General features: G+C 70.8%; 13 protein-coding genes. 8 read left to right on the top strand and 5 right to left on the bottom strand.

Going from position 1 to position 13,713, the window contains the following annotated elements:
* Positions 1–33: 33 nt before the first annotated feature.
* Both GGR64_RS19090 and rsgA read right to left on the bottom strand, forming a co-directional pair.
* Positions 34–1,296 (bottom strand): flavohemoglobin expression-modulating QEGLA motif protein, encoded by a 1,263-nt coding sequence (locus GGR64_RS19090; RefSeq protein ID WP_184647806.1) that lies wholly within the window; start codon positions 1,294–1,296, stop codon positions 34–36.
* Between the two features lie 8 nt (positions 1,297–1,304).
* Complete coding sequence (rsgA, locus tag GGR64_RS19085) at positions 1,305–2,432, bottom strand: ribosome small subunit-dependent GTPase A (protein WP_184647803.1); 1,128 nt, start codon at positions 2,430–2,432, stop codon at positions 1,305–1,307.
* Positions 2,433–2,758: 326 nt separating this feature from the next.
* Here rsgA and GGR64_RS19080 point away from each other — a divergent pair, with 326 nt between their 5' ends.
* The 4 genes from GGR64_RS19080 to GGR64_RS19065 all read left to right on the top strand — a co-directional run bounded on the left by GGR64_RS19080 (position 2,759) and on the right by GGR64_RS19065 (position 5,925).
* Positions 2,759–4,036 carry a pyridoxal phosphate-dependent aminotransferase gene (locus GGR64_RS19080; RefSeq protein ID WP_184647801.1) on the top strand — a complete coding sequence of 426 codons (1,278 nt, stop codon included), beginning with the start codon at positions 2,759–2,761 and terminating at the stop codon, positions 4,034–4,036.
* 88 nt (positions 4,037–4,124) lie between these two features.
* Positions 4,125–4,766 carry an SGNH/GDSL hydrolase family protein gene (locus GGR64_RS19075; protein WP_184647799.1) on the top strand — a complete coding sequence of 214 codons (642 nt, stop codon included), beginning with the start codon at positions 4,125–4,127 and terminating at the stop codon, positions 4,764–4,766.
* A gap of 60 nt (positions 4,767–4,826) precedes the next feature.
* Positions 4,827–5,498 carry a methyltransferase domain-containing protein gene (locus GGR64_RS19070; RefSeq protein WP_160966912.1) on the top strand — a complete coding sequence of 224 codons (672 nt, stop codon included), beginning with the start codon at positions 4,827–4,829 and terminating at the stop codon, positions 5,496–5,498.
* A gap of 85 nt (positions 5,499–5,583) precedes the next feature.
* On the top strand, positions 5,584–5,925 hold the full coding sequence (locus GGR64_RS19065) for a hypothetical protein (protein WP_184447132.1): 342 nt from the start codon (positions 5,584–5,586) through the stop codon (positions 5,923–5,925).
* Positions 5,926–6,017: 92 nt separating this feature from the next.
* Here the strand turns inward: GGR64_RS19065 and GGR64_RS19060 are convergent, their stop codons facing one another.
* A complete protein-coding gene (locus GGR64_RS19060; RefSeq protein ID WP_184447133.1) occupies positions 6,018–6,809 on the bottom strand; it encodes a polysaccharide deacetylase family protein in 792 nt (263 codons plus the stop codon).
* Positions 6,810–6,852: 43 nt separating this feature from the next.
* Here GGR64_RS19060 and grxD point away from each other — a divergent pair, with 43 nt between their 5' ends.
* The gene (gene grxD, locus GGR64_RS19055) at positions 6,853–7,779 is read left to right on the top strand and encodes a Grx4 family monothiol glutaredoxin (RefSeq protein WP_184647797.1); all 927 of its coding nucleotides are present in this window, start codon (positions 6,853–6,855) and stop codon (positions 7,777–7,779) included.
* A gap of 524 nt (positions 7,780–8,303) precedes the next feature.
* Here the strand turns inward: grxD and GGR64_RS19050 are convergent.
* Positions 8,304–8,849 carry a DUF924 family protein gene (locus GGR64_RS19050; RefSeq protein ID WP_184647795.1) on the bottom strand — a complete coding sequence of 182 codons (546 nt, stop codon included), beginning with the start codon at positions 8,847–8,849 and terminating at the stop codon, positions 8,304–8,306.
* Between the two features lie 163 nt (positions 8,850–9,012).
* Between GGR64_RS19050 and GGR64_RS19045 the strand changes: the two genes are divergently transcribed.
* Entirely contained in the window at positions 9,013–10,413 is a 1,401-nt protein-coding gene (locus tag GGR64_RS19045) for an amidohydrolase (protein ID WP_184647793.1), read from the top strand.
* An 8-nt stretch (positions 10,414–10,421) separates the two neighbouring features.
* Positions 10,422–11,699, top strand: coding sequence for an amidohydrolase family protein (locus GGR64_RS19040; protein ID WP_260303497.1), 1,278 nt, complete (start codon positions 10,422–10,424; stop codon positions 11,697–11,699).
* 188 nt (positions 11,700–11,887) lie between these two features.
* Here the strand turns inward: GGR64_RS19040 and GGR64_RS19035 are convergent, their stop codons facing one another.
* The gene (locus GGR64_RS19035) at positions 11,888–12,643 is read right to left on the bottom strand and encodes a cellulase (protein WP_260303489.1); all 756 of its coding nucleotides are present in this window, start codon (positions 12,641–12,643) and stop codon (positions 11,888–11,890) included.
* A 395-nt stretch (positions 12,644–13,038) separates the two neighbouring features.
* On the opposite strand from GGR64_RS19035, the gene GGR64_RS19030 reads away from it, so the two are divergent.
* A complete protein-coding gene (locus GGR64_RS19030; RefSeq protein WP_184647787.1) occupies positions 13,039–13,668 on the top strand; it encodes a DsbA family protein in 630 nt (209 codons plus the stop codon).
* Positions 13,669–13,713 lie beyond the last annotated feature (45 nt).

Genomic DNA, 13,713 nt, shown 5'->3' with positions numbered 1-13,713 from the left:
CGCTCCGAATGCCGCCTCGCAGCGGCAACTCCTTCATTTCTGGAGCGATCCCTGCTCCACCTGATCCATGCGGATGCGGTTGGCGAACAGCGAGAACGCCAGCATCCCGGCCAGGCCGCTCGCCCGTGCCACCCATGTCGGCAACCAGCGTGGCGGCGCCAGCACGCCGGACTCGAACAGCGGCGCGAACGCGGCTACATCCTCCAGCGCCATCTTGCCGGCGAACAGCCAGCGGCACAGCGGCAGCCGATCGCGCTGCAGCGCCTGGCGGAAGAAGGTGTGCACGGACACCAGCCCACGCAGGTACACGGTGTCCTTGGTGAAGGCAGCGCCGCCGCTGGTGGGGACGCCGCGGAACACGCGCTGCGCCGAGGAGAAGCTCTCCGCGGGCGATTGCCCGGCTGCGTCGAAGTAGCGGTACACCTCGATGAAGTCGGCACCGTCGCGGGCCAGCGCGATCGCCTCGATGCGCAGGCTGATCCGCTTCATCCGCGCGATGTCGATGCTGCCGGTGATCTGCTCGGCGAACGTCGCCAGGCCTTCCTGCGTGGCGGTGGTGCGCGGGGAGGACAGCGCCAGGCTCGGCAACTGCGCCTGTTGCCGGCCGTTGAGCGCGGTCAGCGAATGCACCAGCGCCTCATGGTGGAACAGTTGCGCGCGGTCGTAGTCGCTGAAGTGCGCGCCGGAGCGCAGGCGGATGCGCTGCGCGCCGGCCGCGGCCTTGGCCAGCAGGTCCGGATCCAGTTCCACCGTGATCACCCGCGCGCCGAAGAATTCATCGAGGTCGCGCTGCAGCAGCAGGCGCAAGGCGGTGGCCGAGACCGGCACCTGTTCCTCGGCCGAGAACAGCTCGCGGTCCAGCTCCTGAGCGATGCGGATGAAGTGGCCGGCGGCCTCGCGGGTGGTGGGGCCGTGGCCAGGCATCGGGTCGTCCGGCACCCCGAACAGCTGCGCCGAATACGTGCCCACCGCCGGCGTGCCGAGCGCTTCCAGCAGGGCAGCGGCCAGATCCCAGCTGTGCACCGAGGCCTGCAGATAGGCGCCGAGCGGATGCGCCGGATCGGCGGCCTGCGCGATCGCCGCCAACTCGCGGCGGGTGTCGGTGAAATCCAGCCTGGGGTAGTCCACCTGCGGCAGCTGCGGCTGCCCGCGCGCCACGCTCTCCAGGAACGGCGCCTGCAGCGCCACCGGCCAACTGGCCAGGGCCAGCAGGCGGATGCCGCGCACCGCCTTGACCAGCCGCGCATCGAGCGCAGCGTGGTGGCGGATCTCGGTGGGCAGTGCGCGCTTGGCCACGACTGGCGTCAGCGGCGCAGGGTGCGTGGTGGCGGCCGCTTGGCACCTGGTTTGCCGCCACCCGGTTTGCCGCCGCTGGGCTTGCCGCTGCGGCCGGCAGCCGCGTTCTGCGCCTGGCGCTGTGCCAGCTTGCCGGCGGCGCCAGCGACCTCGTCGCGCAGCTTCAGGTAATTGGCCAACCGCGCCTCCTCGATCTCGCCGCGCTCGATCGCCGCCTGCACCGCACAGCCCGGTTCGGCCAGGTGCGCGCAGTCGTTGAAGCGGCACTGCGCGGCCAGCGCCTCGATGTCGGCGAAACCGCCCTCGGCCAGGTCTTCCTCGCCGGTGGGTTTGAGTTCGCGCATGCCGGGGGTGTCGATCAGGCAGGCGCCGGACGGCAGCGGCAGCAGCGCGCGATGGGTGGTGGTGTGGCGGCCGCGCGAGTCGGTGGCGCGCACCGCCGCAGTGCGCATCTTCTGCACGCCGAGCAAGGTGTTGGTGAGGGTGGACTTGCCGGCACCGGACGAGCCCACCAGCACCGCGGTCTGCCCCGGCCCCAGCCACGGCCGCAGCGCGTCGACGCTCTCGGCCTGGCGGGCGTTGACCGTGAGCAGCGGAATCGACTGCGCCGCCAGTTCCTCCAGCACCGCCAGCGCATCGTCGGCGTATTCGGTGAGGTCGGCCTTGGTCAGCACCACCACCGGCGCCGCACCGCCGCCGCCGACCAGCAGCAGATAGCGCTCGATCCGGCGCGGATTGAAGTCCGCATCCAGGCCGCAGACGATGAAGACCGTATCGATGTTGGCCGCGATCACCTGCTGGTGGTAGTGCTCGCCGGCGGCGCCGCGCTTGATCGCGGTGCGCCGCGGCAGCAGCGCGACGATGCGCGTGTCCTCCAGCAACACCCAGTCGCCGACCGCGGCGCGTTCGTGGCTGGGAAAGCGCGGCCGCTGCCAGTCCGGCAGCGATTCGACCTTGAAGCCGGTGTCCACCGCGTCGGCGACCACGTAGCCGGTGCGGTGCTGCTCCACCACCCGCGCCGGCCGCGCCTGCGGATGCGCGTCGAACAACGCGCGCCAGGCCGGCTCCTCGGGCAGTCCGGGCCAGGGCCAGCCGATGGGGCGCAACGCGTCGAAGTCGATCGGGGAGGAGGTCATGCGCGGATTCTAGAGGGTGCGCCACGCTTGAGGTGAGCACATTGCGTCCGCCGGCAGACGCGCAGGGTGGCGCCTGGCGGGCTGACCGCCTCGCCGCGACGATACGGCGCGCGGCAGTGCGGCTTCCCGGGATTGGCCAGCAACAGCGCAGGACCCGCGCGACGCGTGTGTTGGCGCCACAGGGACCAGCCACGCGCCGCGCCCGTTGCAGCGCCGAGCGTGGAGGCCAGCCGCCGTAGACGACCCGCCACCACGGCGCCCCTCCGCCCCGCCGCGGTGTCACATTTCCGCTACCATGCAGGTCCCACGCCCCACCGGCCGATGCGATGCCCACCCTGCCGATCAAGCCGCTCGCGATCCGCGATCGCCTGTCCGAAGTCCGCTACGAAATCCGCGGCGAACTGGCACGGCGAGCCCGCGAGCTGGAGGCCCAGGGGCGCAAGCTGATCAAGCTCAACATCGGCAATCCCGGCGCGTTCGGCTTCCGTGCACCGGAACATCTGCAGCGCGCCATCGCCGACGACATGGGCCGCACCGATCCCTACACCCACCAGCAGGGCCTGCCGGAGGCGCGCGAGGCGATCGCCGCGGCCTACGCCCGGCGCCAGCATCCGGACGCGCATCCGGACCGCATCTTCGTCGGCAACGGCGTCAGCGAGCTGATCGACCTGTCGCTGCGTGCGCTGCTCAACCCGGGCGACGAAGTGCTGGTGCCCTCGCCGGACTACCCGCTGTGGTCGGCCGCCACCATCCTCAACGACGGCCGCCCGGTGTACTACCGCTGCGCGCCGGAGAACGGCTTCCAGCCCGACCCGGTGGAGATCGAGACGCTGGTGTCCTCGCGCACCCGCGCCATCGTGCTGATCAACCCGAACAATCCCAGCGGCGCCAGCTATTCGCGCGCGTTGTTGGAGAAGATCGTCGCCATCGCGGTCAAGCACAACCTGCTGCTGATGGTCGACGAGATCTACGACCAAGTGCTGTACGACGCTGCGGAATTCGTGTCGGTGGCGCCGCTGGCCGGCGCGCATCCGTGCATCAGCTTCGGCGGCCTGAGCAAGGTGCACCGCGCCTGCGGCTGGCGCGTGGGCTGGGCGCTGCTGTCCGGCGACGCCGAGCGCGTCGGCGATTTCCGCAACGCCATGGACCTGCTGGGCGCGCTGCGCCTGTGCGCCAACGTCCCCGGCCAGTTCGCGATCGATGCCGCGGTCAACGGCCCGGACACGATCTCGCCGCTGTGCGCGCCGGGCGGGCGCCTGTACGAAACCCGCCGCGCGGTGATCGAGGCCTGCGCGGCCAGCGAGCACCTGTCGCTGGTGCAGCCGGCCGGCGCGCTGTACGCGTTCCCGGCCGTGGTCGGCCCCGCCGCGCGTGGGTTCGACGATCACGCCTTCGCCCTGGAACTGATGGAACAGGAAGGCGTGCTGGTGGTGCCAGGCTCCAGCTTCAACGTGCCCTACCGGCACCATTTCCGGGTCACCCTGCTGCCGGAGGCGGCCACGATGCGCGAGGTGTTCGCGCGCATCGACCGGGTGCTGGCGCGGCGTGCCGAGGACGCCACCAAGGTGGTGCCGCTGAAGCCGCGGGCGGCTGTGGGGCGGTGAATCGGGAATGGGGAATTGGGAATGGGCAAAGCGCGCTGGTCGGCGCAGCTGAGCGCATGCGCGGCCACGTTTCGACGGTCGCTGCGCGATGAACGCATCCATTTCGGCGCCCCAGCACCACGCGCACTTGCGTTACCTGGCGCTCGGCGATTCCTACACGATCGGCGAAGGCGTTGACGCCGACGGACGCTGGCCGATGCAACTGGCCGCGGCGCTGCGCCGCGACGGCATTGCCCTGGCCGATCCGCAGATCATCGCCACCACCGGCTGGACCACCGACGAACTGGACGCCGGCATCGATGCAGCCGCGCCGCAGGGACCGTTCGACCTGGTGACGCTGCTGATCGGCGTCAACAACCAGTACCGGGGCTATCCGCTCGACGACTACCGCGCGCAGTTCGACGCGCTGCTGCAGCGCGCGATCGCCTTCGCCGACGCGCGGCCGCAGCGGGTGCTGGCGGTGTCGATCCCGGACTGGGGCGTGACCGCCTTCGCACAGCCGCCCGCGCACGATCCGGCGCGCATCGCCGTGCAGATCGATGCCTTCAACGCTGCCGCGCAGGCCTGCTGCGCCGCACGCGCGGTGCGCTTCGTCGACATCACCGGTTGCAGCCGCGATGGCGGTGGCGCTCCGGCGATGCTGGCGGCCGACGGGCTGCATCCCTCGACGGCAATGTATGCGCGCTGGACCGCGCTGCTGTTGCCGGCGGCCCGCGATGCGTTAGCCTAACTAGCACACGACGCCCGCTGCCAAGGACCGACATTGCGCGACGCCAGCACCACCCAGCCCATGACCCGCCCGCAGGCCCTGGCCATCGCCCGTGCCTTCCTGCCCACGCATCCGCTGGGCAACCGCTACGACTACTACTACACGCGCACCAAGCTGCGCACCGATCCGCTGTACCCCGGTGTGCTCGCCGCGCTGCGCGGCACCGACGCGCCGGTGCTGGACCTGGGCTGCGGGTTGGGTCTGCTCGCGCACGCGCTGCGCGCCGACGGCCAGCGCCAGCGCTACCACGGCGTGGACATCGATGCGGCCAAGATCCGCCGCGCCGCGGCCATCGCCGCGCGCAACGGACTGCAGGACACGCAGTTCGCGGTCGTCGACCTGGGCCAGTCCTGGCCCGAGCACCACGGCAGCGTCGCGATCCTGGACGTGCTGCAGTACCTTGACCGCGACATGCAGTCCAACCTGATCCGCAGCGTGGCGCGAATGCTCACGCCCGGCGCCAAGCTGGTGATCCGCAGTGGCCTGGGCGATGCCAGCGGCCGCGGCCGCACCAGCCGCATCACCGACGTGCTCGCGCACCTGGCCGGCTGGATGCAGGAGCTGCCCAAGGCCTACCCCACCCGCGACAGCCTGCAGGCCCAGCTCGACGACGCCGGCCTGCGCGCCAGCTTCGCGCCGCTGTACGGCAATACGCCGTTCAACAACTGGTTGATCGTGGCGGAACCGCGCTGAGGCGGCCCCCGCCGCGCGCGCAAGCCGCCTCCCCACGCCTGCGCGCCTCGGCGGCGCGACGCTCCTCTCCCCCCACGGAATCCCCATGACATCCCCCACGCTTCCGCCCTATTCCGGGCTCGGCATCGCCGCGTTTGCGGTCAGCCTGATCGCTGCCGTCCTGACCCTGGCCTTGGTCGGCGTCTCCGCCGCGCTGGTGTATTACCAGCCCGCCAGCCTGGACGAAGACGCGCCGCTGGCGATGCTGGTCGGCATGGCGATGATGGTCGGCGTGATCGCCGAACTGGCCGCCGCAGCGCTCGGCATCGGCTGCCTGTTCCAACGCGACCGCAGGAAACTGTACGGTGTGCTCGGCCTGGTCTTCGCGGTCACGACCCTGGTCGGCATCACCGCGCTGATCGTTTTTGGGCTCGTCCAGGGCGGCTGAGTCCCGCGAACCGCACGCCGCGGGCGACGCGACGCGGGCCTACCGGGATGGTCGGTCGGCGCTCGGCATGGCCATCGCGCCGACTGGCGGCGCTAGCCCGGCAATGCGCTGCCGAGGCCGCGCTCGCGCATCGCCTGCAACACGCCTTCCACGATCGCCGGGTTGTGCCCGTGCGCCGCGCCTTCGTGCAGCAGCACGATGGCGCCGGGCCGCAGGTCGCGGGCGATGCGCGCGACGGTGACCGCGGGGTCGCAGCGCACGCCATCGAATCCGCGCGCGCTCCAGGCCACCCGGGTCAGGCCATGCCGGCGCAGCGGTGCGGCGACGAAGGGATTGGTCATGCCCACCACCGAGCGGTACCAGCGCGGCGCGGTGCCGGCGATCGCCGCCAGCGTCTGCTGCGCCTGGCCGATTTCCTGCGCCATGCGCCGCGGCCCCAGGGCCCAGAACCAGGCTTGCGGATGGTGCTGGCTGTGGTTGCCGATGCCGTGGCCGCGGCGCAGGATCTCGCGCACCAGCTGCGGGCGCGCGGCGGCGCGGGCGCCGACCAGGAAAAAGGTGGCCTTGGCCTGATAGCGATCGAGCAGGTCCAGGATCGCCGCGGTGTCGTCGGAGGGGCCGTCGTCGATGGTCAGCCACACCTGCGGCGCGCTGCCGGGCAGGCGGTCCAGCACCGGCGCGTACAGCCGCGCCCGCGGCAGGAACACCGGCAGCACCAGCGCTGCGTGCGACAGCAGCAGCGCCGGCAGCCCGACCCGCCAACCGTAGGCCCACCACAGCGCCGCCACCAGCACCTGCGAGGCCAGCGCCCAGGGCAGCCAGCGATACGGGTGGCGCGGGATGCGATGCAGCGTTTCCGGAACTGTCATGCCCCATGATGCCATGCGGCGTAGAATGACCGGTCCGACTCTGCGACGACTGCCTGCCATGTCCCTCGACCCCGCCCTGCGCTCCCGTATCGAAACGCTGCTCAGCTCCAACCGCGTCGTGCTGTTCATGAAAGGCCAGCCGAGCATGCCGCAGTGCGGGTTCTCCGCCAAGGCGGTGGGCGCGCTGAACGAGCTCGGCGTCGACTTCGCCCACGTCAACGTGCTGGCCGACCAGGACATCCGCGAGGGCATCAAGGTCTACGGCGACTGGCCAACCATCCCGCAGCTGTACGTGGACGGCGAGCTGGTCGGCGGCAGCGACATCATTCTGCAGATGGCCGGCAGCGGCGAACTGAGCGAACTGCTGGGCGTGGCCGCGCCGGACCGCACCCCGCCCTCGATCACCATCACCGACGCCGCCGCCGAGATGCTGCGCGGCGCGCTGGCCGACGCTCCGGGCGCGAGCCTGGCGCTGGCGATCGACGCGCAGTTCCAGCCGAACTTCCAGCTGGCGCCGACCGATCCCAACGCCATCGCCGCCGAGTCCAACGGTCTGCGCGTGCAGTTCGACCTGGGCAGTGCGCGTCGCGCCGACGGCATCACCATCGACTGGGTGGACGACCTGCGCGGTCGCGGCCTGGCGATCGACAATCCCAACGCGCCCAAGCCGGTGCAGGACCTCAGCCCGCGCGACGCCGACGACCGCGTGCGCGCCGGTGGCCTGATCCTGGTGGATGTGCGCCCGCCGGAAGAGCGCGCGGTGGCGGCGGTCAACGTGCCGTTCCGCACCCTCGACGGCGAGCAGCGTGCGCAACTGGAAGCGCTGCCGAAGGACACCGCCCTGGCCTTCCTGTGCCACCACGGTGGCCGCAGCGGGCAGGCGGCCGAGCATTTCCGTTCGCTTGGCTTCACGAAGGTGCACAACGTGGTCGGCGGCATCGACGCCTGGACCGACCAGGTCGACGGCAGCGTACCGAAGTACTGAGCCACGCACCTCGTGCTGGTTTGCGTCCAGTGTGGACGCGTCGAAAGGGCGATCGAACGATCGTCCTTTTTTGTGCCCGGCCGCCACAACGCGCAAACGCGTAGGAGCGGCTTCAGCCGCGACCGGGCGTTCCCGGTAAGGCCCGGTCGCGGCTGAAGCCGCTCCTACGACAAGCCCGTCGCACACCACCGCGATGCATGCATTGGTGCGCCAGATTCAAAGCATTGGCCCCGCCATGCGCCCATCGCCTGCCATCGCGGCGTGCGCGGCGCATATCGCCTGTAGGAGCGGCTTCAGCCGCGACGGGCTTTCTCGGGAAAACCTGTCGCGGCTGAAGCCGCTCCTACGAAGGTATGACGTCGGTTGCATGAGTGCACATCAAGGCGCCAGACGGACATCACGCGCGCCGCGACACATCGATCAACGGCGTGCGATAAAGCGACGCCACATGAGGGGTAAAGATGTAGGCACCGCCGCCCTCACCCAGGCCTCTCTCAACCAGGCCTCTCTCAACCACTCTTCCCTCAACCAGCGAACCCACCCGCATCCAAAAACGCCTGCTCTTCCGCCGTGGTCGCGCGCCCCAGCGCCGCATTGCGGTGCGGGAAGCGGCCGAAGCGCTGGATCACGTCCTCGTGCACCACCGCCCACTGCAGCGACTCCGCGTCGCCGAGCGCGCTGAACAGTTCCACCGCCTGGCGTTGCCGCGCGGCGTCCTCGGCATGTGTGTAGGGAAGATAGAAGAACATCCGCAGTTCCGCTTCGGTCTCCTGGTCGAACCCGGCCGCCAGCGCCCGGTCGGCGTAGCGGCAGGCCAGGCCGTCGGTAGCGAAGGCGTGCGCGCTGCCGCGGAACACGTTGCGCGGCACCTGGTCGAGCAACAGCAGCAGCGCCAGCGCGCCCTCGGCGTCGGCCAGCCAGTCGCCGCGTTCGCCGCGCGCGGCGGCGTGGTGCACCTCCAGCAGGTGTTGGCGGACGTTGGCGTCGAAGGAGTCGTTGGCGGCGAACCAGCGTTCGCGGCCGGCGCTGCGCCAGAAGTCCACGACGGTATGCGCAGGGGTGTCGGTCATCGCAATTTCCATGGGCGGCAATCGGCCTGCATAGCAGGTCCGGCGTCGCGGTCCGGTGCAGCCGGCGACGTCGATGCCGCAGCCGCACTTGGCAAGCGCGCCGGCTCGGGCTAGCGTGCGGGCACGGCCGCAACGGCCGCGTCCATCTTCCGGGGAAAATTCGATGCGTCATCTGTTGCTCGCCTGCCTGGGCGTGGCGTTGTGCGGCCCGGCCGCTGCCGCCTCGCGTTTCGTCGACGATCCCTATCCCAGCACCTACCGTGCGCTGCCGTCGGTGCCGGTGCTGATCGAACACGCCACCGTGCTCACCGGCACCGGCGAGCGCCTGGACGATGCCGACGTGCTGCTGCAGGACGGGCGCGTGCAGGCGGTCGGCCGCGCACTGACCGCGCCGGCCAACGCCACCCGCATCGACGGCCACGGCAAGTGGGTCACGCCCGGCATCATCGACGTGCATTCGCACCTGGGTGTGTATCCCAGCCCGGGCGTCAGCGCGCACAGCGACGGCAACGAGGCGACCGCGCCGGTGACCCCGAACGTGTGGGCCGAGCATTCGATCTGGCCGCAGGATCCCGGCTTCGGCACCGCGCTGGCCGGCGGCGTCACCGCGCTGCAGGTGCTGCCCGGCTCGGCCAACCTGGTCGGCGGCCGCGGCGTCACCCTCAAGAACGTGCCGGCCACCACCTACCAGGCGATGAAGTTCCCCGGCGCGCCGTGGGGCCTGAAGATGGCCTGCGGCGAGAACCCCAAGCGGGTCTACGGCGAGAAAGGCGGCCCATCCACGCGCATGGGCAACGTCGCCGGCTACCGCGCGGCCTTCATCGACGCCAGCGAATACCTGCGCAAGAACGCGCCGAAGCAGAAGAGCCCGCCCAAGCGCCACTGGTGGAGCCGCGGCGCCGGCGACAACGACAGCAGCGGCGACAGCGGCGGCAAGCGCGACCTGAAGCTGGACACGCTGGCCGGCGCCATCAACGGCGACATCCGCGTGCACATCCACTGCTACCGCGCCGACGAGATGACCACCATGCTCGACCTGGCCAAGGAGTTCGGCTTCAAGATCGCCGCGTTCCACCACGGCGTGGAGGCCTACAAGATCGCCGACCGCCTGGCCCAGGAGAACGTCTGCGGCGCGCTGTGGGCGGACTGGTGGGGCTTCAAGATGGAGGCCTTCGACGGCATCCAGGAGAACATCGCCCTGGTCGATCGCCCTGCCAACGGCTGCGCGATCATGCATTCGGACTCGGAGGAAGGCATCCAACGGCTCAACCAGGAAGCGGCCAAGGCGATGGCCGCCGGCCGCCGCGCCGGCATGGACATCCCGCCCGAACGCGCGATCCGCTGGCTGACCAGCAACCCGGCCAAGGCGCTGGGCATCGACAAGCAGACCGGTTCGCTGGCGCCGGGCAAGATGGCCGACGTGGTGCTGTGGAACGGCAACCCCTTCAGCTCCTATGCCCTGGCCGACAAGGTCTACATCGACGGCGCGCAGGTCTACGACCGCGCCGACCGCCGCCTGCAACCCACCTCCGATTTCATGCTCGGCCAGGAGGCTGCTCGATGAGCCGCGCCATGCACTCGCCCCATCGCCTGGCGCAGCGCCTGGCCCTGGCCGCCTGCCTGCTGCTCGGCAGCGCGCCCGGCTTCGCCCAGGACGTGCTGATCCGCGGCGCCACCGTGCACACCGCCAGCGCCCGCGGCACCCTCGCCAATGCCGACGTGCTGGTCCAGGGCGGGGTGATCCGCGCGGTCGGCCCCGGCCTGAGCGCGCCGGCCGGCATGGCCGTGGTCGAGGCCAAGGGCCGCCCGCTGACCCCGGCGCTGTTCGGCGGCATCACCGAGATCGGCATCGAGGAGGTCTCCGGCGAGGCCTCCACCGTCGACAGCACGCTGACCCTGCCGCACGACCAGCCGATGCGTCCGGAGTTCGACGTGACCCTGGCCTACAACCCCGAGTCGGTGCTGATCCCAGTCGCACGGGTGGAAGGCATCGGCTTCACCGCGCTCGGCGCCAATACCGGCGGCGCCTTCGTCGCCGGCCAGGGCGCGGTGATGCGCCTGGACGGCGGCGCCGACCCGATCGGCCCGCACGCGCTGTACCTGCACCTGGGAAGCGATGCGCTGGAACTGAGCGGCAAGTCGCGCGCGGCGCAGTGGATGCTGCTCGACCAGTTGGTGGCCGAAGCGCGTGGGCGCATGCCTGCCGATTCGCCGCATGCGCTGTTGACCCCGGCCGGACGCGCGGTGCTGGCGCGCTATCTCGCCGGCCAGGGCCGCATCGTGGTGACGGTGAACCGGGCGGCCGACATCCGCCAACTGCTGCGCTGGGCCCAGCGCGAGAAGGTGCGCATCGCCATCGCCGGCGGCGACGAGGCCTGGAAGCTGGCGCCGGAACTGGCAAAGGCGCAGGTCCCGGTGTTCGTCAACGCACTGGACGACCTGCCGGCCAGCTTCGACCAGATCGGCGCCACCCTGGAGAACGCCGCACGCCTTAATGCCGCCGGCGTGGCGGTGAGCTTCACCCAGGGCGGCGACGGCGCGCACAACGCGCGCAAGCAGCGGCAGTTGGCCGGCAACGCGGTCGCCCACGGGCTGCCGTGGGATGCCGCCCTGGCCGGCCTGACTCGTGTCCCGGCCGAGGCCTTCGGCGTGGGTGACCGCCTGGGCAGCATCGCCCCCGGCAAGCTCGCCGACCTGGTGCTGTGGGAAGGCGATCCGCTGGACGTGGCGCACTACGCCGAGCAGGTCTGGCTGGGCGGCCGCGCCATCCCGATGCGCTCGCGGCAGACCGAACTGCGCGACCGCTACATGCAGCAGAGCGGCGCGCTGCCGAAGGCCTACAGCCACTAGCGTCGCCGGCGGCGCAGGTGCGGCATTGCCCAGGCGTGCCGCACGTCGCTGGCGACGACGTGCGCGAGCGGCGATGCGCCGTACCATGCCGCGCGAAAAACGCACGCGCGACGCACCGACCGCGACAGGCCGCGACCAACCGATGCGCGGATCGATGCGTCGGTCGCGCGAGCGCCGACGCCGTGCGCTCAGTTGGCGCCGATGTTGGCCTGGATCCAGGCCCAGCCGTTGCCGCGCACCACCTCGAAGCCGGCCTCGACCACGTGCAGGTACATCGCGTTGCTGAAGCGCCCGTCCTGCGCGCGGTTGGTGTGCAGCCAGTTGAGGAACGGCTTGATGTCGATGTCGAGATTGCCGTTGCTCGGCAGGGTCGGCTGGCCGGCGGTGTTGTGCGGAATGAAGGTGTAGACGTAGTAGCCGGCGGCGCTGTTCATGCCTTCCCACAGATCGAAGGTGTAGCCGCCGGCGCTGATGACGTTGCTGGCGGTGAGGGTGCCGATCGGATACGAGTTGTGGCCGCCCCAGATCATCACTTCGGCCTGCGGGATCGCGCTGGAGGAGACCGTGCTGTCCCAGCGGAAGAACAGGTCGTAGGCGAAGTCGCCGGCCAGGTTGCTGCCGCCGGACGAGTACGCGAAGGTCGCCGGCAAGGAGCGCAGGGCCGAGACCTGGCGCGGGAAGGTGCGGTCGGAGGTGGGATTGAAGCCGTAGTGCGAGCCGCGCAGGATCGCCGGATAGCCGTACAGGCTGGCGTTGGGGAAATTGAAGGTCACGGTCATGCTCGGCGTGCTGCCGCTGTGGAAGGTGCCCTGGATGACGTTGTTGGGATCGTTGAAGTTGTTCACCCAGGCGTACTGGTTGCCGTAGACCTGGTAGGGCCCGGCCAGCGCCATCGGCGCAGCGGCGAACAGGGCCGCGGCGAGCAGCGCGCGCACGGACCGCATGCGGCCGCGCAGTGACGGTGCAACGGTGGCGGGAAGGCGCGGCGAAGCGGTGGCGGCGCAAACGGGAGCGGAAGCGTGCATGGCGGTCTCTCCTGAGCGTGCAGGGGCAGCGAAGGTGCTGCCGCGGCGGACGCTAGCAAGGCACGCGCGCCACGAGCTATGACAAGACCCGCGCGCGCCATGCGCCAGCGCAATAGCGCTACCGCGATCCAGGCCGCGGGCGTGGGGCGCTTCACAGGTATCTCGTGCCGGCGAGATTTTCGGCAGGGCATCGTCTACGCAGCGCTGTCGTCGCGACGCCCAAGCGGCACCAGCATTCCGCACTGCACCATGCGCAGCGAGTCGCAGTGGGCACGACGTCGCGATAAGCTGATGGGTCCTTGCGGAGAAGCACGATGACGTTGCGCTGGTACTTCGATTTCATCTCGCCGTTTTCCTATCTGCACTGGCAGCAGGTGAAAACGCTTCCGGAGTTCGACCGGATCCAGCCGGTGCCGATCGTGTTCGGCGCGGTGCTGGCCCAGTTGCAGGCGCGCGGGCCGGCCGAGGTGCCGCACAAGCGCGAGTTCACCTATCGCTTCGTGCAGTGGCAGGCGCAGCAGCAGGGCGTGCCGCTGCGCTTTCCGCCGGCGCATCCGTTCAATCCGCTGACCGCGCTGCGCCTGTGCATCGCTGCCGGGACCACGCCGCAAGCCATCGACGCGATCTTCGACTGGCTGTGGCGCGATGGCCACGCCGGCGACGACGCCACGGCGCTGGCGCCGGTCGGCCAGGCGCTGGGCATCGCCGACGTGGCCGCGGCCACCGCCGAGGCTCAGGTCAAGGCGCAACTGCGCGCCAACACCGAGCAGGCGCTGGCGGCCGGCGTATTCGGCGTGCCGACCCTGCAGATCGACGACACCCTGCTGTGGGGCAACGACGCACACGCGCTGATGCGCGCGGTGCTGGCCGACCCGCAGTTGCTGCAGCGCGGCGAGATGGCGCGCCTGGGCGCCCTGCCGGCCGCGGTGCAGCGCGGCGCCTGAGCCGTCTCCATGTCCATCGACATTTTCCCCTCCCGGAGATCCAGC

The sequence above is a fragment of the Xanthomonas sp. 3307 genome, from assembly GCF_014199735.1.
GTDB lineage: Bacteria > Pseudomonadota > Gammaproteobacteria > Xanthomonadales > Xanthomonadaceae > Xanthomonas_A > Xanthomonas_A rydalmerensis.
The sequence above is the reverse complement of the archived record's forward strand: the minus strand, read 5'-3'. Positions and strand labels throughout refer to the sequence as shown.

What these genes read in the sequence shown, in the direction of transcription:
- rsgA (WP_184647803.1), bottom strand. Translation starts at nt 2,432, where the DNA reads ATGACCTCCTCCCCGATCGACTTCGACGCGTTGCGCCCCATCGGCTGG.
- GGR64_RS19080 (WP_184647801.1), top strand. Translation starts at nt 2,759, where the DNA reads ATGCCCACCCTGCCGATCAAGCCGCTCGCGATCCGCGATCGCCTGTCC.
- GGR64_RS19075 (WP_184647799.1), top strand. Translation starts at nt 4,125, where the DNA reads ATGAACGCATCCATTTCGGCGCCCCAGCACCACGCGCACTTGCGTTAC.
- GGR64_RS19070 (WP_160966912.1), top strand. Translation starts at nt 4,827, where the DNA reads ATGACCCGCCCGCAGGCCCTGGCCATCGCCCGTGCCTTCCTGCCCACG.
- GGR64_RS19065 (WP_184447132.1), top strand. Translation starts at nt 5,584, where the DNA reads ATGACATCCCCCACGCTTCCGCCCTATTCCGGGCTCGGCATCGCCGCG.
- GGR64_RS19060 (WP_184447133.1), bottom strand. Translation starts at nt 6,809, where the DNA reads ATGGCATCATGGGGCATGACAGTTCCGGAAACGCTGCATCGCATCCCG.
- grxD (WP_184647797.1), top strand. Translation starts at nt 6,853, where the DNA reads ATGTCCCTCGACCCCGCCCTGCGCTCCCGTATCGAAACGCTGCTCAGC.
- GGR64_RS19050 (WP_184647795.1), bottom strand. Translation starts at nt 8,849, where the DNA reads ATGACCGACACCCCTGCGCATACCGTCGTGGACTTCTGGCGCAGCGCC.
- GGR64_RS19045 (WP_184647793.1), top strand. Translation starts at nt 9,013, where the DNA reads ATGCGTCATCTGTTGCTCGCCTGCCTGGGCGTGGCGTTGTGCGGCCCG.
- GGR64_RS19040 (WP_260303497.1), top strand. Translation starts at nt 10,422, where the DNA reads ATGCACTCGCCCCATCGCCTGGCGCAGCGCCTGGCCCTGGCCGCCTGC.
- GGR64_RS19035 (WP_260303489.1), bottom strand. Translation starts at nt 12,643, where the DNA reads ATGCGGTCCGTGCGCGCGCTGCTCGCCGCGGCCCTGTTCGCCGCTGCG.
- GGR64_RS19030 (WP_184647787.1), top strand. Translation starts at nt 13,039, where the DNA reads ATGACGTTGCGCTGGTACTTCGATTTCATCTCGCCGTTTTCCTATCTG.